Source organism: Chamaesiphon sp. (genome assembly GCF_041738855.1).
Lineage (GTDB): Bacteria > Cyanobacteriota > Cyanobacteriia > Cyanobacteriales > Chamaesiphonaceae > Chamaesiphon.
Window position 1 is genome coordinate 13,020 of sequence record NZ_JBGSPA010000007.1, and the last position, 16,900, is coordinate 29,919.

General features: G+C 46.5%; 19 protein-coding genes. 12 read left to right on the top strand and 7 right to left on the bottom strand.

The window, feature by feature from the left end:
* The first annotated feature begins 100 nt into the window (after positions 1-100).
* Entirely contained in the window at positions 101-640 is a 540-nt protein-coding gene (locus ACEW9I_RS01100) for a hypothetical protein (RefSeq protein ID WP_373538533.1), read from the top strand.
* A 21-nt stretch (positions 641-661) separates the two neighbouring features.
* On the opposite strand, the gene ACEW9I_RS01105 is transcribed toward ACEW9I_RS01100, so the two are convergent.
* The 4 genes from ACEW9I_RS01105 to cimA all read right to left on the bottom strand — a co-directional run bounded on the left by ACEW9I_RS01105 (position 662) and on the right by cimA (position 3,482).
* A complete protein-coding gene (locus ACEW9I_RS01105) occupies positions 662-1,012 on the bottom strand; it encodes a type II toxin-antitoxin system PemK/MazF family toxin (protein WP_373538534.1) in 351 nt (116 codons plus the stop codon).
* Entirely contained in the window at positions 990-1,202 is a 213-nt protein-coding gene (locus tag ACEW9I_RS01110) for a toxin-antitoxin system, antitoxin component, Xre family protein (protein WP_373538535.1), read from the bottom strand. The genes ACEW9I_RS01105 and ACEW9I_RS01110 overlap by 23 nt, the downstream gene beginning before the upstream one ends.
* A gap of 67 nt (positions 1,203-1,269) precedes the next feature.
* Positions 1,270-1,818, bottom strand: a complete 549-nt coding sequence (locus tag ACEW9I_RS01115; RefSeq protein WP_373538536.1) for a hypothetical protein — start codon at positions 1,816-1,818, stop codon at positions 1,270-1,272.
* 41 nt (positions 1,819-1,859) lie between these two features.
* Positions 1,860-3,482, bottom strand: a complete 1,623-nt coding sequence (gene cimA, locus ACEW9I_RS01120; RefSeq protein WP_373538537.1) for a citramalate synthase — start codon at positions 3,480-3,482, stop codon at positions 1,860-1,862.
* A 127-nt stretch (positions 3,483-3,609) separates the two neighbouring features.
* Here cimA and ACEW9I_RS01125 point away from each other — a divergent pair, with 127 nt between their 5' ends.
* From ACEW9I_RS01125 to ACEW9I_RS01140, 4 genes are all read left to right on the top strand, one after another.
* The gene (locus tag ACEW9I_RS01125) at positions 3,610-3,936 is read left to right on the top strand and encodes a 2Fe-2S iron-sulfur cluster-binding protein (RefSeq protein ID WP_373538538.1); all 327 of its coding nucleotides are present in this window, start codon (positions 3,610-3,612) and stop codon (positions 3,934-3,936) included.
* Between the two features lie 152 nt (positions 3,937-4,088).
* A complete protein-coding gene (locus ACEW9I_RS01130; RefSeq protein ID WP_373538539.1) occupies positions 4,089-4,628 on the top strand; it encodes a hypothetical protein in 540 nt (179 codons plus the stop codon).
* Between the two features lie 76 nt (positions 4,629-4,704).
* Positions 4,705-6,222, top strand: coding sequence for a SagB/ThcOx family dehydrogenase (locus tag ACEW9I_RS01135; RefSeq protein WP_373538540.1), 1,518 nt, complete (start codon positions 4,705-4,707; stop codon positions 6,220-6,222).
* Positions 6,223-6,309: 87 nt separating this feature from the next.
* Complete coding sequence (locus ACEW9I_RS01140; RefSeq protein WP_373538541.1) at positions 6,310-6,651, top strand: hypothetical protein; 342 nt, start codon at positions 6,310-6,312, stop codon at positions 6,649-6,651.
* A gap of 276 nt (positions 6,652-6,927) precedes the next feature.
* On the opposite strand, the gene ACEW9I_RS01145 is transcribed toward ACEW9I_RS01140, so the two are convergent.
* Positions 6,928-8,196, bottom strand: a complete 1,269-nt coding sequence (locus ACEW9I_RS01145) for a M16 family metallopeptidase (RefSeq protein WP_373538542.1) — start codon at positions 8,194-8,196, stop codon at positions 6,928-6,930.
* Between the two features lie 406 nt (positions 8,197-8,602).
* Here ACEW9I_RS01145 and ACEW9I_RS01150 point away from each other — a divergent pair, with 406 nt between their 5' ends.
* The 3 genes from ACEW9I_RS01150 (at position 8,603) to ACEW9I_RS01160 (ending at position 11,120) form a co-directional block, all read left to right on the top strand.
* Positions 8,603-8,881 carry a hypothetical protein gene (locus tag ACEW9I_RS01150; RefSeq protein ID WP_373538543.1) on the top strand — a complete coding sequence of 93 codons (279 nt, stop codon included), beginning with the start codon at positions 8,603-8,605 and terminating at the stop codon, positions 8,879-8,881.
* Between the two features lie 135 nt (positions 8,882-9,016).
* The gene (locus tag ACEW9I_RS01155) at positions 9,017-9,955 is read left to right on the top strand and encodes a hypothetical protein (RefSeq protein WP_373538544.1); all 939 of its coding nucleotides are present in this window, start codon (positions 9,017-9,019) and stop codon (positions 9,953-9,955) included.
* 172 nt (positions 9,956-10,127) lie between these two features.
* Complete coding sequence (locus tag ACEW9I_RS01160) at positions 10,128-11,120, top strand: hypothetical protein (RefSeq protein ID WP_373538545.1); 993 nt, start codon at positions 10,128-10,130, stop codon at positions 11,118-11,120.
* Between the two features lie 69 nt (positions 11,121-11,189).
* Here the strand turns inward: ACEW9I_RS01160 and ACEW9I_RS01165 are convergent, their stop codons facing one another.
* Positions 11,190-11,939 carry a 4'-phosphopantetheinyl transferase superfamily protein gene (locus ACEW9I_RS01165; protein ID WP_373538546.1) on the bottom strand — a complete coding sequence of 250 codons (750 nt, stop codon included), beginning with the start codon at positions 11,937-11,939 and terminating at the stop codon, positions 11,190-11,192.
* A 193-nt stretch (positions 11,940-12,132) separates the two neighbouring features.
* Between ACEW9I_RS01165 and aspS the strand changes: the two genes are divergently transcribed.
* Entirely contained in the window at positions 12,133-13,926 is a 1,794-nt protein-coding gene (gene aspS, locus ACEW9I_RS01170; RefSeq protein ID WP_373538547.1) for an aspartate--tRNA ligase, read from the top strand.
* 279 nt (positions 13,927-14,205) lie between these two features.
* Here the strand turns inward: aspS and ACEW9I_RS01175 are convergent, their stop codons facing one another.
* Positions 14,206-15,765: a photosystem II high light acclimation radical SAM protein gene (locus ACEW9I_RS01175; protein WP_373538548.1), complete on the bottom strand. Its 1,560-nt coding sequence runs from the start codon at positions 15,763-15,765 to the stop codon at positions 14,206-14,208.
* Positions 15,766-16,012: 247 nt separating this feature from the next.
* On the opposite strand from ACEW9I_RS01175, the gene ACEW9I_RS01180 reads away from it, so the two are divergent.
* From ACEW9I_RS01180 to ACEW9I_RS01190, 3 genes are all read left to right on the top strand, one after another.
* The gene (locus tag ACEW9I_RS01180) at positions 16,013-16,333 is read left to right on the top strand and encodes a DUF1830 domain-containing protein (protein WP_373538549.1); all 321 of its coding nucleotides are present in this window, start codon (positions 16,013-16,015) and stop codon (positions 16,331-16,333) included.
* Between the two features lie 37 nt (positions 16,334-16,370).
* Positions 16,371-16,499, top strand: coding sequence for a hypothetical protein (locus ACEW9I_RS01185; protein WP_373538550.1), 129 nt, complete (start codon positions 16,371-16,373; stop codon positions 16,497-16,499).
* A gap of 87 nt (positions 16,500-16,586) precedes the next feature.
* On the top strand, positions 16,587-16,724 hold the full coding sequence (locus ACEW9I_RS01190; protein WP_295615014.1) for a photosystem II reaction center protein K: 138 nt from the start codon (positions 16,587-16,589) through the stop codon (positions 16,722-16,724).
* The last annotated feature ends 176 nt before the right edge of the window (positions 16,725-16,900 follow it).

Below are 16,900 nucleotides of genomic sequence, written 5' to 3' on the forward strand. Positions count from 1 at the left end.
TCGCCTGGGTTTGATTTAATGCTAAAAATTGCGAGACTTTTTCGTTGCGAGGGTCAGATATCTGCCTAAATATGGATGGAGCGATCTGGCGATCGCCTCTATGATGAATCATACGCCTGTTGGATTTCACCCAAAAGCCATGCATCCTGATACTCCTCAAGCCGATTTCGCAAGACGGAGGCTCCGCCACCGATTGATTGCAACTACGCGCAAAGAACAACTGCGAGTCATCCTCGCTATCTGCATCATCGTCGTCGGGATTATGCACTTTGTCATCCCCGATCCATTCGTCAAGATCGTGCCCGATTATTTTCCCGCTCATTTGGCATTGGTTTATATCAGCGGCTTCTTTGAAATTTTGGGCGGAATTGGGATTTTGGTACCGCCAGTCAGCCAAGCCGCCGCTTGGGGCTTACTCATCTTATTTATCGCCGTCTTTCCAGCCAATATCAATATGGCAGTCAATGCGATCGATCTCCCAAATATCCCCGATTCAGCGGTATTGCGCTGGGGTAGATTACCATTGCAAGCTGTGTTGATTGCGTGGGCGTGGTGGTACACCAAGACAGATAGTTTGGATGGGCAAGTATCATTAATACCCGATCGCTGGGTCAGATCGCTGACTCTGGACTTAGAGTAACCGCCACGGCGATTCAGATCTTTAGATGGTGATAATTTGCTTCATCATACCTTGTAATGCTTTAATATCTAAAGATTCTAACTTCCCCAATACCCTAATTACTAAATTTTGTTCGACCGTGGTAATAACTGGCTTAATAGCTGAAAGCTTCAACAGCCCAGCAGCAGACCAGTCGTTAATAAGTACTTCACCAAGTTCCAGATCTTTATTCACTTGGCTGGTAACGGCAATTAAAATTAGATCTGATTTACATTGATTGTACAGCTCGGAGCTAATTACGATTGCAGGTCGTTTCTTGCTGGTGCTTTGGTCTGTAAATGGAAAGGGCACGAGAACAACATCTCCAAATTTATAGGTTATCATATGCTGCATCTTCGGGATTATTCCAGACCTTGGCAAATGTGGCTTCCGAGAGCTTAGTTGCAGATAGCGTCAAGTTTGCATCAGATTGAATCTCACGTTCGTACAAGAAGTCGATAAAGTCTTCAATTTCTACAACTTTAGTAGCTGAAAGTTTGCGAATTTTTGCGAGTAATCTTTGCTCGATCGTATCTGTAATCATTATAAAGCCTCATATAGAGATAGATTTTTCATATCGCTCAAATCGGTATTTCATTGTTTACAGATCTTTAGTTAGTTACCTGCTCTGTCCAAATTTTTAAAGCAGATTGGTAAATTGACCAAAATCTAACTCGATCTATCTTCAAAAAGCTATACTCACCGCCATATATTTTAGACATAGAGTTATAGCTAATTGGCCCATTATAGCCTTCTTGACTACAAGCACTCCAGTAATGACATCCAGATTTAATATATACAAAACCACCAGCTTCAACACTAGTAATACAGTGTGATGTGAGTGCGCTGTCATAAAGCACGATATTTGTTGAGAACTGTTTAATGTAAATATCTTTTTCTATTAGCAGAACAATATCGTCGCCTCCATCAATGTTGGCGAAATGCAGTACATAAATAGGATATTCAAAATCATCATCACAAATAGCGTCCGATATGTCACCCTCATTTTCTTGAAGCCACTCTTCAAGATTTCCATATTTTTCTACCGGAAATGCAGTTTTATCAAAAAGAACCATGAAGCAATTAATATAACCGCCTGTATTGGGAGCGGCTTTGAGTATTTTGATGTCAGGTTCGATTATCTCAATCGGCCGTTTCATATTAGAAAATGTGGGATCTGGGTTAGATACGATCTCTAATCTCATTTTACATCAATCAAACTACAAGTTTGTGGAGACTTAACTAATAGCCCATATTCAATCCCCTGAGCGACAGCTTGATAGGATGCTGCGAGGATATTATCAGAAACACCGATCGTCGTCCAGCGGTGAATACCATTACTCGACTCTACCAATACCCGCGTCACCGCTGAAGTCCCCGCACCGCCGTCAATAATTCGCACTTTATAATCGGTGAGATAGCACTTGGTGAGTTCTGGGTAAAACTGACTCAATGCTTTGCGTAAGGCGGCATCGAGAGCCGAGACGGGGCCATTTCCTTCGGCAGCTTCGAGGATATTTTGCCCATCGACGGCGATCTTAATTGTGGCGAGGGAGTGGTGTCGGGTAGTAGTGGCGTAGTCTCGCCTAGGGAGGATCGAGCAATGCACCTGAAAATCTTGGATCGTAAATAGTGTCGCAGCTTGTCCGAGGATATCGCGCATCAATAACTCAAAACTCGCCTCGGCTCCTTCAAATTGATAGCCTTGATATTCCAATTCTTTGAGTCGGGCGAGGATCTGGCGGGTGCGGGGATCTGATTTGGTGAGTGTCAGTCCCATCTCGCTAGCTTTGATGAGGACATTGCTCAGTCCCGATTGTTCGGAGATCGCGATGCGGCGTTCGTTCCCGACTTGGGTGGGGGCGATGTGTTCGTAGGTGCGGGGATTGCGTTCGACAGCGGAGACGTGGATGCCACCTTTGTGACTGAAGGCGCATTTGCCGACAAAGGCGGCATAATCATTGGGGGCGACATTGACGACTTCGCTAACAAATCTACTGACTTGCGTCAAGCGGGTGAGATTGGGATCGGTGAGACATGAGTAACCCAGCTTGAGCTGGAGATTGGGGATAATCGAGCAGAGATTGGCATTACCACAGCGTTCGCCATAACCATTAATTGTCCCTTGTACCATTGTCACCCCACTAGTAACCGCCGCGATCGCATTTGCCACGGCGAGTTCGCAATCATTGTGCGGGTGGATGCCAAATTGTAACAGTCCAGTAGGATCGACGATCTCAATTACTTCAGATACAATCCTGGCGATATCTTGCGGCATCGTACCGCCATTAGTATCGCAAAATACCAGCCACTGGGCACCAGCGGCGATCGCAGTTTGTAGAGTTTGAACTGCGTATTCAGGATTGGCTCCATAGCCGTCGAACCAATGCTCGGCGTCATAAATAACCCGCCTACCTTGCGAAATCAGGTACTCGATCGAGTCTCGGATCATCTCCAGATTCTCAGCTAAATCGGTCTGTAAGCCCTCCATAACGTGCAAATCCCAAGATTTGCCAAAAATCGTCACCCATCTCGTTCCAGCGGCCAGAATCGCCGCCAACATTTTGTCTTCAGCCGCTAAACCGCCAGGGCGACGCGTCGAACAAAAAGCGACGACTTCCGCCTGTGTCAGCGGTTCCAACTGCAACCGTCGAAAAAATTCCCCATCCTTCGGATTGGCACCGGGCCAACCACCTTCAATCCACGGTATCCCCAATTTATCCAATTGTCGCGCAATTTTGAGCTTATCTTCGACAGCCAGCGTCAAACCCTCCCGTTGCGCGCCATCGCGGAGCGTCGTATCGTAAATCTGGATCTGCTTCATAAAATTGCGCGAGAATAGAATCAGCTTTCAATTTATTAGATAATGTAGCGTTCTGCCTAAATCAGCAGTAAAAATTTAGAGCTTTTCTTGCCTACCCTCTACCCTCTACCCCCTACTCTCTATCCCTATGCCCCAAGTCACTGCCCAAGGAAAAAGCTTCACCTGCGAAACTGGAGCCAATCTCCGCCAGGTATTACTCGCCAATGGAGTAGATCTCTACAATGGGAATGCACGGATTATTAATTGCATGGGCATCGGTACCTGTGGCACTTGTGCCGTGGAGGTCGAGGGCGAAGTATCCGCACCAAATTGGAAAGATACTGCTAGACGAGCCTTTCCACCACATACTTCGACTAGAAACCTGCGCCTTGCTTGTCAGACTCAGGTTTTGGGCGATATTACTGTGCATAAATTTACCGCTTTTTGGGGACAGGGACTCGATCGCGCCTGGTAAAAATTTAGCATTTATTTAAGGTAAAGAGCATCCAAATATTGATGTGGTGGGCAATGCCCACCTTACATTTGCGACAATAAACGGTGCGTTACGCTCCGCTAACACACCCTACAACTACTACCTAAAGCCTAAAGCCTAAAACCTAAAACCTAATGATGACTTTCCACATTGCCCCACTGATCCGCATCACCTTGAGCTTGCTGTATATCTCGCTGATGATTCCGCTCCCCTTCCTGGCGACGTTTACTCATGCAGAGGTGCCAGCGTGGTTGCTGTGGGTGGGGATTGGATTGGGATTTACGGCGTTGCAGGGGGCATTGAGTCAGCGAGTTGTTGTGGACGATCGATCGATCCAAGTCAATTATCCAGGATGGGTACCCAAATTTTTTGTCAAAAGTTGGGAGGTGTCGTGGAGCGATGTTAAAGATTTAAAAATGCGGACGACGGGACAGGGTGGATTGGTTTACTATTTTATTAATGGCGATGGTGAAGGCTTTTTACTGCCGATGCGGGTAGCGGGGTTCGATCGATTGGTCAAGCTAATTCAGCAATATAGCGCAATCGATACGACAGATGTCTATCCTCTATCTCAGCCGTGGATGTATTTTGCCTTATTGGTACTGACTGGATTTTTATTATTAACTGATACTTGGACGATTTGGACAGCGATCGATTTGGGTCGATCGATCTAAAAATTACGATATTTACTAGTCAGATAATTCATTAACTTAATATTCTCACTTTGTATATTTAAGATCGATAATTCTTATGGTTGACTCATTTGCCCAGCATTATCATCAGCGGACAAAATACGATCCAGAAACGATCGCATCTAAAAGTCAGGGACTAGACTGGAGTCAACAACCATCATCATATAAAGAATATAAAATCGGTACGAATTACGATCTCAAGCCATATCTAAAATCAACCAAACAAGATCCCGATAGTATTTGGTGGCAAAGATTGTCATTGTTTTTATTGTGTAGCTATGGATTGACGGCTCGAATTCAGACGATGGGTGAGCCGATGTATCTCCGAGCGGCTCCATCAGCAGGTGGACTATATCCAGCCGAGATATATCTCGTATCGCGCGGCAATAAATTCTTACCAGCTGGACTTTATAATTACCAAGTCAAAGATCATACCCTCATCCATTTTTGGGCAAATGACGTGTGGCAAAATGTCCAAGTTGCTTGCTTTATGCACCCAGCTTTGATGGCTGCCGAATTGACATTGATTACCACAGCGGTATTTAATCGATCGGCATGGCGATATCAAGATCGGGCTTATCGGCGGATTTTTCTAGATACCGGACACTTACTCGGCAATATCGAACTAGCTGGATCGATGAATGGTTTTCGTCCTTATTTGATTGGTGGTTTTGTCGATCGAGATATCAATGAGACACTATATCTCAATGCAGAACAAGAAGCTGCTGTGACTGTAATTCCGCTCGTCGATATTGATGCTTATCCCGATCTAGTAGTGCCAGCTTTTCCGTCAGGATTACCTTCAAGAATTAATCTCGAATATCCAGACTTACCTGATGGTAGACTCCTAAACTATTGTCATCAAATGACTGAAATTACTGAATTCAGACAATTGCCAGCAAATTTGGCAGATCTCAATCCAGTTCAGTTGGATGATAAATACAATTTTCCATTTTGTCTAAAAGTATCGACAAAAACAGCACCGATAAATTGGCAAGATACTTTGCCATTATCGGGTCTAGAAGATGCTATCCTCAAACGTCGCTCGACTCGGAGCTTTACAGGTGCAGGATTGACGATCGAGGATCTCAAAGCTTTGTTGGACTTTACTTATCATCCCCAACATTATGTGGAGCAAAATTTAGATCCAAATCCCAATTATTTTGACTTGAGTCTCATCGAAACCTTCGTTGCTGTTTCGGGAGTCGAAGGATTGGAAGAAGGCTGCTATTATTACGCACCCAGAGCGCAAGAACTGCGTCAAATTCGCTTCAAGAACTTTCGGCAAGAGTTGCACTATCTCTGCTTGGGACAAGAACTGGGGCGCGATGCTGGTGCGGTTATTTTTCACACTGCCGATCTTCAAATGGCGATCCAGAAATATGGCGATCGCGTGTATCGTTATCTACATCTAGATGCCGGACATTTGGGTCAACGGTTGAATTTAGCGGCGATGCGATTGGAATTGGGTGTAAGTGGTATTGCCGGATTTTTTGACGATCGCGTCAACGAAGTTTTGGGTATTCCCGAAGGTGAAGCCGTACTGTATATTACTACTTTAGGTTGTCCAGCGTAAGCGCGATCGGGAGCTAAATTAGTCAGATTTACGTCTAGAGCTATAGTAATCAAAGATTAGTAATATGGATATTATTGGAGCTAAATTATGTCAGTTAAAGTAATTAAATTTTATATCTTAGTAATTGGGGCAATTTTGACAATCGGGACATTACTGCCATTGCCATTGGCGATCGCCAATACCAGTACCAGCGTGACTCAAGTTAAACCAGCGACAGTCAATCTCACTGGCACGATTAAAAAAATCGAAGTAGAAGGTGTCTGTTATCAATTCGCTGCCGATAATGGCAAAAAGTATGAATTGATGGGCAAGTTCCCCAAAATTGACGGCACTAGAGCGCAAGTAAGCGGTGTCCCCAAGTCCGATCTGGCGACCATTTGTCAAGTTGGGCAACCGTTGCAAGTCAAAACTGTGAAAGTGATTAAGTAGGGGAAGTAATCAGGTAGATACAACTATTTAACCTAAGTTGCTACCTATAAACCCAGCGGTTAGAAACCGCTGCTCAGAGTGCAAAGTCCGCCTACGCGGACTAATTTCTCAGTCCGCGTGGGCGGACTTTGTAAGATCAGCCGCGACTTCAGTCGCAGGTAGGAAATAGGTAATAACTTGGGTTATTTATCAGATCGATTATGTCTGAAACCTAGCTGGTGGACACTGCTCACCACACATTTAAAAGCCCAATTATCAATTATCAATTAATTTAACTTACTCCGGCTTAACTGTAATCACTCCATACGCATGTGGCGAGAGGTAATGACGAGCGGCGAGTTGGATGGTTGTTGCGTCCAAAGCTTGGATGTGCTGGGGATAATTGAGAGCGGGGGCAAGATCGCCGACGACAGAGTGATAATAACCGTAAAGATCCGCGCGATCGCTCGGAGTTTCGGTACCAAAAATATAGCGATTGGCAACTTGACGCCGGATGCGGGCGATTTCGGCATCGGTAACTAGCGTGGTTTGGAGCTGGGAAATATGTTGGGTGATGATTTGCTCCACTTCGGCGAGATGTGCGCTCGGTAACTGGGCACTGAGATAAAATAGACCCTGAATCCGACTGCTCATATTGCTGACACTGATATTGTTTACTAGTTGGCGTTCTTCGCGCAACTCCTTGACGAGGCGGGATGTGCGTCCCGAGCCGAGAATCGCCGCCAAAATATCCAGCGGATATGTTTCTGATAGATCCACCAATCCAGGGACACGCCACACCATTATCAATCTCGCCTGCTGGAGCGTGGGATCGATGTGCTCTTGGCGAACGACACGCGTAAATGCAGGTTCGGGTGCGATCCGAGCTTTGGTGCCGACAAATTCGGCAGTCGGTACATTGCCACTTTGAGCGGCAAAACCATCAGCGACGATATCGATTAATTCCTCCACCGGTAGATTCCCCACAGCCACTGCGGTCATCGCTTTGGGTTGATAATGGGTGGCGTGGAAAAAGCGCATTTGTTGGGCGGTAAGCCCCTCAATGACGGCTTCTGGCCCCAATACCGGACGCCGATATGGGAGCTGATTGAAGGCAACTTCGATCGCCTGTTGATAGATGCGACGGGAGGAACTATCCTGCGATCTGCGGATTTCTTCGAGGACTACCAACTTCTCCCGCGCGAAGTCATCATCAGGGATGCGGGGATTGGTGACGACATCGATTTGGAGTGGAGCTAGGGCGGCAAAATCTTGGGGCGCAGTGGTGATGTAGTAATGAGTATAGTCTTGACTCGTCGCGGCATTGGTGACTGCACCCCGCTCTTCGATCAGTCGCTCGAATTCACCCGCAGCCAGCCTGGATGTCCCTTTGAACACCATGTGTTCGAGAAAGTGTGCCATACCGTTGATCGCATTAGTTTCCAAACATGAACCAACATTGAGATAAATATTTAGATTTACCGCCTCTATCGGCATCTGCTCGGCAATGATGGTCAAGCCATTGGGCAAGGTGCGAACGGTAGGGCAATTGAGCGTACTAGTCACTGCGATGGTGCTCCTGCTAAATTAAGGCGATCGAATTTCACTGTCTTTCTTAGTATAGTAGACCGCTATGGGCTACCAGCAGATGCTGGAGCCAAGAGATCCATTAGTGAGTGCATCACAGCCTAGTGCGATCGAAGGTCACTAAAAAGTAACTAAAAAGTCACTAATTTAAGCAAACTTCAGTTAAATAAGCTCATAATCGCGCTAGAAACTTGAGCTTTATTTGAGAACTAATTAATATAAGCTTTGCTAGGTAAGCTTTTAAGCGATCGATATGTCTAATGACTAAAGCTTCGACTAGCTGAGTTCATATATCTAAAAAATAGTGGACATCCTCAATAAGTGGATGCCATAATGTGGGCAAGACTCGATCGAGAGTCTTCAACCAACTTATGAGGTGACTAATATGTCCAAACTTACACCCACTGTTTTACTTAGTTTACTGACTGTAATTACTGCGACTCAATTTGGCTCGTCTGCTCAAGCAGCAACCGAAATTTTTGTCTTAGGTGGAGAAGCTTTGCCTAACTCGACCGAAATATCCGCAGGCGATAAAAATGTCACTGCCAAAGAGAACCAATACTTAGCAGCGATTGGGGTCGAACCAGGTACAGAGGCTTCCGAGCGTCCTAGGACTAGCAGCAAAAATGGTTCTGGTGGTTATAGTGATTCTGATGTGATGTAATTTTAGTTAGGTTTTTAGTGACTATTTGGTGGAGAGTCTGAGAGTTAGTAAATAGAGCTAAATGGCAGCCAGATCGGGCTTGCCAGCATGTTAATTACTATTTCTAGAGGCTCCCCACTTTTGTGAAATTAGCTTATGAAATCCAAGTTAGTATTAATTATTGCGCCAGCAGACGACCTTCATGCACAGGTAGTTACTAAACTCTTGACCGATCGCCAGATTTGGTTTGAATGGATCGATCTCCACGCTCTCAATCGAGACTTGCAAATTGCCTACACTGTTGGTGATGAAATAGGCTTGAGGTTGGTAACTTCGACAGGCGAGATTGTCGAGTCTACAGATATTTTGTCCGTGTGGTGGCGACGCGCCAGACCACCCGCCGTAGCGGCAACTGAGGATGAGTCTGATGCAGTTTTTATTAATTGCGAATGGGTGCAATTTATCGAACACCTGGAAAGTTTTATTCCGGCTAAATGGGTGAATTTACCATCTCACAATCGCGCTGCAAAACCAAAAGGTCGTCAACTGCAAATCGCCCAGCAGGTAGGCTTGACAATTCCCCACACACTGATTACCAATAATCCCTTGGAAGTCATCGATTTTGCCGATCGCGGGTGGGAATTAATCTATAAAGGGATGGGTGAAGGTAAAGGTAAAAGTACGGGCACCAAGACCCTCCTACCTAGCGATCTCGATCGACTGGATAGTTTGCAATATTGCCCAGCAATTTTTCAAGAAAAGATCGCCGCCAGATTGGATATCCGCGTCACGGCGATCGGTGGTGAATTATATCCAGTCGAAATCGAATCTCAAACCGGGCACTCGCCCCTCGATTGGCGATTCGACCACGATGTCCCCTTCAATCCACACACGCTCGATCCCACGATCGCGCTTCAACTCCAGCAACTATTATCCCGATTAGGCTTGGTCTATGGAGCGATCGATCTGCGCCTCAAACCGGATGGAGAGTATGTATTTTTAGAAGTAAATCCGAATGGTCAATATCTATTTGCTGAGATTTTAGCTGGCATTCCGTTATCGGCAAAAATGGTGGATTTCTTGTCCCAAGCTTAATCGATCCCTCCCAGTGACAAATTAGAGCCAGCAGCGTGAATTGTAGAGGGATTGGTTGATAAGCGATCTGTCGAGCTGGGTGGGAACACTGATAATTAGCACCATTCATCCTCAAATTGTGAGTCTTCCGACGACCAAATGAGCGATCGCTGTCAATTATCAACCAAATTATATGCTCGATCTTTCACAAACACTCGCCCGCTGGGAATATCTGTGGCGGAAGCAGAATGTCACTTATTTGGCATTTGGCTGGGCGGCTTTGTCGCTGTTTACTTACATGTTTTTTAGTGGTTCAGCCCAAAATACCGACAGACCATTTTTATATCGCATTTTCACTGCATATATCCTTCAAAATGTCCCGACCTTGTGTGCGGGGTTATTATGTATTCGCAATGGCTTGAGCCGTCGGATGCCGAGTGGGAGCAAGGTATGGCTACTCATCGGTATCGCTTTGCTATCTTATTTTATGGGCAATATCTTCTTTAGCTCGTGGGAGTTGGTCTGGCAGCTAAATTCGACGGGATCGCTGGGCGATCCGTTTTTTGTAATTTTCTATCTTTGTCTGTTGCTAGCGATGTTCAGCGCGATCGCCAGTAAGCGCGTCCGGCTCAATATTTATCAATGGGCGATCGTCATCGGAGTAACTATTTATGCGGCGACGCTGGTGACGTGGATTCTCAAACCACCAGCGATTGACCCGACGGCAGTAGTGCCCGTAGTGTCGCAAGTGCAGACAATCGCTGGGACAGATCTGGCGACTCCCACACCCGAGCTAAAGCCAGCAGATGCACCCGCGCCACAGGCACCTGGATGGGTGATGTTTTTTGATGGTCTGCTCAAGCCTTACGGTCAGACATTGAATGCCTTTTATGTCTGGTGTGATGTCGTGTTATTTGCCTTGGCGATCGTGATGATCTTGGCTTTTTGGGGCGGTAGGCTCAGCAATGCTTGGCAGGTTAATGCTCAGGCGATAATCTGTTATTACATTGCGGACATGTGGTTTGCCTATGCAGGCAATCAGATCGCCGACTATCAAGGTGGATTTATGCTGGAAGTCTTCTGGATTCTGGGCGCGATCCAGTTTGGTGTCGCTGCGGGGATAGAGTTTGAGTACATGTTGGCTCGTCAGAAAAATGATATCGAGGGTCTACAAAGAAGGGCTTAATAGTGTCTCAATCTAGATTTTGCCCCATTTGGTAGGGGCAATTCATGAATTGCCCCTACCAAATCAGCTTTAAATTAAAGTTTCAAAGCTGTGACTTTCACCGCCCATGTATTCAATCCGACGGGGTTTTTGCCAAGTGCGATTCTCCCCTGGAGAGGCTCCGCCAACGACATCACTACCGATCGCGATCGCACTGGCATATTCAGGCGATATTTCGAGTTTCTGAATGTACGAAATTCCCTCTGAAGGGGCGGCAACGATGGCAGCAGGAGTACTCGGATCGATCGAGACTTCGATTTGGTCTAATGGTGTATTCAAACCCGTTCCGCACGCTTTGAGATAGGCTTCTTTCTGTACCCAGGCATGAAAAAATGCGGCTTGCTGGGTCTCTACAGGGAGACTGTGAAAAATACTTTGCTCGGCGGGAGAAAAAAAGCGATCGACCAAATCTGCCGCAGGTAAGGGATGAATGTATTCGATATCGATCCCGATTGGGGCTGTGGCACTGATGCCATAGACAGCGCGATCGCGAGAATGGGATAAATTAAATTGGAGCAGACTCCCCTCAAGCGCGGGTTTGCCATATTGACTATAGGTAAACACGAGCTGTGCAGGTGTCAGATCCAGATACTGACTCAAAATTTGGCGTAAATAGCCCCGCGCGACGATCCAGCGATCGCCATGAGTCGGGTTGATAAACTTAGCAGCGCGCTGGCGTTCTGGAGGCGTTAAAAATTGCCTGAACTCGGCGATCTGTTCGCGATCGCGATCGAGATGGGTACTCCAGACATGAACATCGCGCTCTGATAACATCAACATGCGTGGATCTGCGGTGCAAAGAATGGTAGATAATTAGGGAAGCCAATTATTTTGGCTCTCGTTCGACTTTACCAGTTAATCTGGTATCGATCGCGACTCGGCGATCCGAATGAGAGTAAGATAGATTTTTGCCGCACCTCTTCAGGACAAAATCGGGCTTTTAAAGTAATTATCGTCGAATTAGATTTAGCATATGCGAACCCATTATTGCGGGACAATCCGCACCGAACAAATTGGCGAAACTGTTACCCTCTGCGGATGGGTAGATCGTCGCCGCGATCTTGGGGGAGTGATTTTTCTCCACATCCGCGATCGATCGGGTTCGGTACAGATGGTGAGCGATCCGATCCGGACGCCAGCTGCTTATCCGATCGCCGAAACGCTCCGCAGCGAGTATGTCGTCAAGGTTACCGGACGCGTCTATCGTCGTCCCGAGGAATCCCTCAACACCCGCATCCCCACAGGTGAGATCGAAGTCTACGCCGAGCAAATCGAGGTACTCAACCGCGTCCACAAACAATTACCCTTCCAGGTATCTCAAACCGAAAATGAGTTCGTCCGAGAAGATCTACGCCTCAAGTATCGCTATCTGGATCTGCGCCGCGAACGGATGAGTGCCAATCTCCAACTGCGTCACCAGGTAGTTAAGACGATTCGCCGTTGCTTGGAGGATCGGTTTGACTTTATGGAAATCGAGACGCCAATCCTGACGCGCTCGACGCCTGAAGGTGCCAGAGATTTTATCTTACCCAGTCGGGTAAATTTGGGCGAATGGTTCGCGCTCCCGCAATCACCGCAGTTATTCAAACAATTATTGATGGTATCGGGATGCGATCGCTATTATCAGATCGCGCGCTGTTTTCGCGATGAAGATCTGCGTGCAGACAGACAGCCAGAATTTACACAGTTGGACATGGAAATGAGTTTCATGTCTCAGGAAGAGATTATTAGCCTGAATGAAGAATTGATTTATCAAATCTTCAAAGAGATTAAGGAAATAGAATTAGCTCTGCCATTGCCTCGGATGACTTATGCCCAAGCGATGGAGGATTACGGTTGTGATAAACCCGATACTAGATTTGACCTGAAATTGGTTAATGTTTGTGAGTTATTTAAAGACTCCCAATTTAAAGTATTTTCAGGGGCGATCGCCAGTGGTGGGATTGTCAAAATCTTACCGATTCCTGGTGGGAATGAAACGATCTCCAATGTCAGAATCAAACCAGGTGGTAACTTATTTAAAGAAGCGACTGAAGCAGGTGCCAAAGGTTTGGCATATATTCGCGTCCTAGCCAACAATGAAATCGATACGATCGGCGCAATTAAAGATTCGCTATCTGAGGAGCATAAATACCAACTGCTGAAGCTCACAGGTGCCCAGCCTGGAGACTTATTACTATTCGGTGCTGGCGATGCAGCGATGGTCAATAAAACACTCGATCGCTTGCGACTAGCGATCGGTCGCGAACTGGGTTTAATTGACGATAGTAAGATTAATTTATTATGGGTTACTGACTTTCCCATGTTCGAGTACAATGCTGATGAAAAGCGACTCGAAGCTCTTCATCACCCCTTCACCGCGCCCCATCCAGACGACATCGGCGATCTGACCACCGCCCGTGCCCAAGCCTACGATATCATCTTTAATGGTACCGAAGTCGGCGGCGGTAGTGTCCGCATTCATCAGCGCGAAATCCAAGAACAAGTCTTCAGCGCGATCGGATTATCGACAGCGGAAGCTCAGGACAAATTCGGCTTTTTACTCGAAGCTTTTGAATATGGTACCCCCCCACACGGCGGGATTGCTTACGGACTCGATCGGTTGGTAATGTTACTCGCTGGCGAAGATTCGATCCGCGATGTGATTGCTTTTCCCAAGACGCAGCAAGCACAGTGTTTGCTCACCAATGCACCTGCAAATGTGGAGGCGAAACAACTCAAGGAATTGGAGGTGATTTCTACTTATCAACCGAAAGTAGCTAGTTAAAAAGTTGACAGTTGCGGATGCTGTTCAGGCGGAGGATACCTGGCGCATGTGTTGCACCAGCGGCTCGCGATACGTAGGCTCTGCCGAGGGTTTGCGGATGCTTTTCAGGCGGAGGTTTCCTGGTGCATGTGTTGCACCAAGCAGCGAGACAAGACAAGCAGACAGTTGACAGTTGGGCTTCGCGCCCTGGAGGTTCCCTCCAGATCTCGCTGTGACAAGACATGGAGATCGCTAAATAAAGGTAGGGAGAACATCTGAATTGCCCCTACCTCGATTTCGCTAAACCTTCGCTAATTGCTTGACCTCTACAGGTGCAGTCAGAGCCTCCTCCAGCTCCGATTTACCCAGCCGTGCTTCCAGGATCTTCATCACTTCCCGCCCAAAATCATTGGGATTGTCGCGGAAGGCTTGAAGACAAACCTCACCAAAGAATGAACCCAATGGTTCGGGATTCCACAGCAGTTTTTTGGCGACCCAAGGCATGTGACTCATTGGGTTATATCCTGGTTTAATCACATCATTTTTGAAGGCATATTCTTCTAGGTGAGTATGTGGTTGTAACCCGATAAAGAAGATCGCTGGCTCGACTTTATCGGCACCGAATATCTTCTCCATTTCGCGATGATAAGCGATCGTTTGGCGGATAGTTTCAAAGCGTTCATCGATCACATTAAAGGAGTAATTGATCGATACCATATCTTCAAATCCCGCTGCTTTGAGATCGCGACAGTTTTGTAAAACGGTACGCAAATTATAACCCATCCGCATCTTCCGCACTAATTCTTGAGAGCCGCTAGTGATGCCGATCTCAAAATAGTTCATCCCTGTTTTGACCATCAGATCGCACAGTTCGGGCGTGAGATTGTCAGCGCGAATATACGCCGCCCACTTGATATCCTTCATGCCACTGGCGACGATTTTTTGCAATAACTCAATCGCGTCATCGATATACCGCCGTGCGGGGATAAACTGAGCATCTGTAAACCAAAAATTCCGAATCCCGCGATCGTATAATTGGCGCATTTCGGCGACTACTTCGTCAGCCGGATTGATCCGCACTTGTTTGCCTTCAATGACAGTGTAAACACAGTAGCAACAGTTGTGCGGACAGCCACGTTTTGTCTGCACGCCGACATAGAAGTCTCGATCTTGTAAATAGTAACTAAATTCTGGCCAGATCGTCTCGATATAATTGTAATTACACGCCGTTTTCTCGATCGGGGTTGGCGGTTCGTGTACCAAGCCTTTGCGCGGTGCTTCACCGACGATATAGCAGCGTTCGCCAGCTAGATCTTCAGCTCTAATAATCTTCTCTAGCAGGGCTTCTCCTTCGCCGATCGACACGATCGCACCCTTGGGTAAACTTTTAGCTAGTTGTTCGTAGAAGACGCTCACAGCCCCACCACCGACGACTAGTTTAGTGTCGGGATTGTGTTTCTTGGCGCGCTTGAGTCCGCGCTTAATCAGAGACATATTACGCCACAGCTCGGTATAGTGGCTGGTAAGCATCCGCGCCCCACCCAAGGCTCCACGCAATTTTTTGAGCGGATTGCGATCGTAAAATACCTCAAAGGAGTTCTGGAGCGGATTCCCACCGCGTCCGCCAACAGGTGCGTAGATCTGGATGTCTCGCCAGGAATAAACTAATAAATTGGGCTGAAACTGGTCGATCGCCGCATCGAGCGCACTACCATAGTCAAGTGGCGGTACTGCGCCGACATCAAAGATTCTTTGTTCGACATCCGGAAACTGCTTGTGAACGTGATCGGATAAGTAGACAACCCCGATCGGGAAAATTGGATTGCAAGGTAGCCGACAGTAAAGAATCCGTGTGTTCATTTAAGCTAAATGGTGATGGTTACTAGTAAAGTCGATCGATCCCTTTAATATAACTTTACATAAAATCTCAGGAGAAAGGTAGGCGACGATTGAGATTGGCTGGATGTTTAGCACCGTTTCACACAGATCGATCCCAGCGATCCCCATTAACTGCAAAAAGTAGTCGAGTTTACAGCTTCTAACTAAACAGGAGTGATACCTTCGATCGTGTAAGTCTTTTTTTGGGTACCAGGTGAAATAGATTATTATGCCCCACATTCTCGATCCCTTACCTCAAGACAATGAGAATCAGATCTGCTGCTGCTATGTCAACAGTACTAGTCAGATGCAGATTGCCAGAATTACCAATGTCCAGAATTGGTACTTTGAGCGAGTTGTTTTTCCCGGACAGCGGTTGATTTTTGAGACGCCCAGTTATGGCTTTCTTGAAATTCATACTGGCATGATGGCTAGTTCTATCTTATCAGATAAAATCCCTTGTCAGCAACTGATCTTGCTAGGAGAAGATGAACCATCTCCGTTTCTGATGCCCCAGGTTTCGACCCAATTAGAATATGCTAATAAATAATTTAATGTCGTCAATCCGAGTCGCTGCTTGAAAGCAGTTGCCTGAACATCTGCCAGTTTTAGCACATCAAGTCATCGAGCTAGCGGCGATCGCCACTACGAGCAAGTTAAAGATCTTGGAAAGCTCGATCGCGATCGTCGAGATACATGACTGCGGTGAAATCTAGATCGCCAGTAACCCGTATCGACGATCCAGGCATGGTATAATATCCAGCAACTATAATAACTGTGTTGGAAACAAGGATTAATCAAATATGGACGCAGCACTCCTAATTGCTAAATTGCCAGAAGCATATGCCATCTTCGATCCATTAGTGGATGTTCTGCCAATCATCCCAGTATTATTTTTGGCTCTAGCCTTTGTTTGGCAGGCGGCTGTCGGCTTCCGTTAAGTTTGTCCAGATGTTGTTCGATCTGGATTTTCAGTAGTGCGTGTAGCCTAGCAACCAAGACCGAACCGCAATTTGACGCAACAATCAGACATCCTAAATCAACAGGATGTCTATTTTTTTAGTCTCTCCCCCTAAAGCCTAAAACCTACTCACCCTACCTCCTAAACATTTACAAT

What these genes read in the sequence shown, in the direction of transcription:
- ACEW9I_RS01100 (WP_373538533.1), top strand. Translation starts at nt 101, where the DNA reads ATGATGAATCATACGCCTGTTGGATTTCACCCAAAAGCCATGCATCCT.
- aspS (WP_373538547.1), top strand. Translation starts at nt 12,133, where the DNA reads ATGCGAACCCATTATTGCGGGACAATCCGCACCGAACAAATTGGCGAA.
- ACEW9I_RS01115 (WP_373538536.1), bottom strand. Translation starts at nt 1,818, where the DNA reads ATGAAACGGCCGATTGAGATAATCGAACCTGACATCAAAATACTCAAA.
- ACEW9I_RS01155 (WP_373538544.1), top strand. Translation starts at nt 9,017, where the DNA reads ATGAAATCCAAGTTAGTATTAATTATTGCGCCAGCAGACGACCTTCAT.
- ACEW9I_RS01160 (WP_373538545.1), top strand. Translation starts at nt 10,128, where the DNA reads ATGCTCGATCTTTCACAAACACTCGCCCGCTGGGAATATCTGTGGCGG.
- ACEW9I_RS01190 (WP_295615014.1), top strand. Translation starts at nt 16,587, where the DNA reads ATGGACGCAGCACTCCTAATTGCTAAATTGCCAGAAGCATATGCCATC.
- ACEW9I_RS01165 (WP_373538546.1), bottom strand. Translation starts at nt 11,939, where the DNA reads ATGTTGATGTTATCAGAGCGCGATGTTCATGTCTGGAGTACCCATCTC.
- ACEW9I_RS01150 (WP_373538543.1), top strand. Translation starts at nt 8,603, where the DNA reads ATGTCCAAACTTACACCCACTGTTTTACTTAGTTTACTGACTGTAATT.
- ACEW9I_RS01105 (WP_373538534.1), bottom strand. Translation starts at nt 1,012, where the DNA reads ATGCAGCATATGATAACCTATAAATTTGGAGATGTTGTTCTCGTGCCC.
- ACEW9I_RS01110 (WP_373538535.1), bottom strand. Translation starts at nt 1,202, where the DNA reads ATGATTACAGATACGATCGAGCAAAGATTACTCGCAAAAATTCGCAAA.
- cimA (WP_373538537.1), bottom strand. Translation starts at nt 3,482, where the DNA reads ATGAAGCAGATCCAGATTTACGATACGACGCTCCGCGATGGCGCGCAA.
- ACEW9I_RS01180 (WP_373538549.1), top strand. Translation starts at nt 16,013, where the DNA reads ATGCCCCACATTCTCGATCCCTTACCTCAAGACAATGAGAATCAGATC.
- ACEW9I_RS01125 (WP_373538538.1), top strand. Translation starts at nt 3,610, where the DNA reads ATGCCCCAAGTCACTGCCCAAGGAAAAAGCTTCACCTGCGAAACTGGA.
- ACEW9I_RS01140 (WP_373538541.1), top strand. Translation starts at nt 6,310, where the DNA reads ATGTCAGTTAAAGTAATTAAATTTTATATCTTAGTAATTGGGGCAATT.
- ACEW9I_RS01130 (WP_373538539.1), top strand. Translation starts at nt 4,089, where the DNA reads ATGATGACTTTCCACATTGCCCCACTGATCCGCATCACCTTGAGCTTG.
- ACEW9I_RS01175 (WP_373538548.1), bottom strand. Translation starts at nt 15,765, where the DNA reads ATGAACACACGGATTCTTTACTGTCGGCTACCTTGCAATCCAATTTTC.
- ACEW9I_RS01135 (WP_373538540.1), top strand. Translation starts at nt 4,705, where the DNA reads ATGGTTGACTCATTTGCCCAGCATTATCATCAGCGGACAAAATACGAT.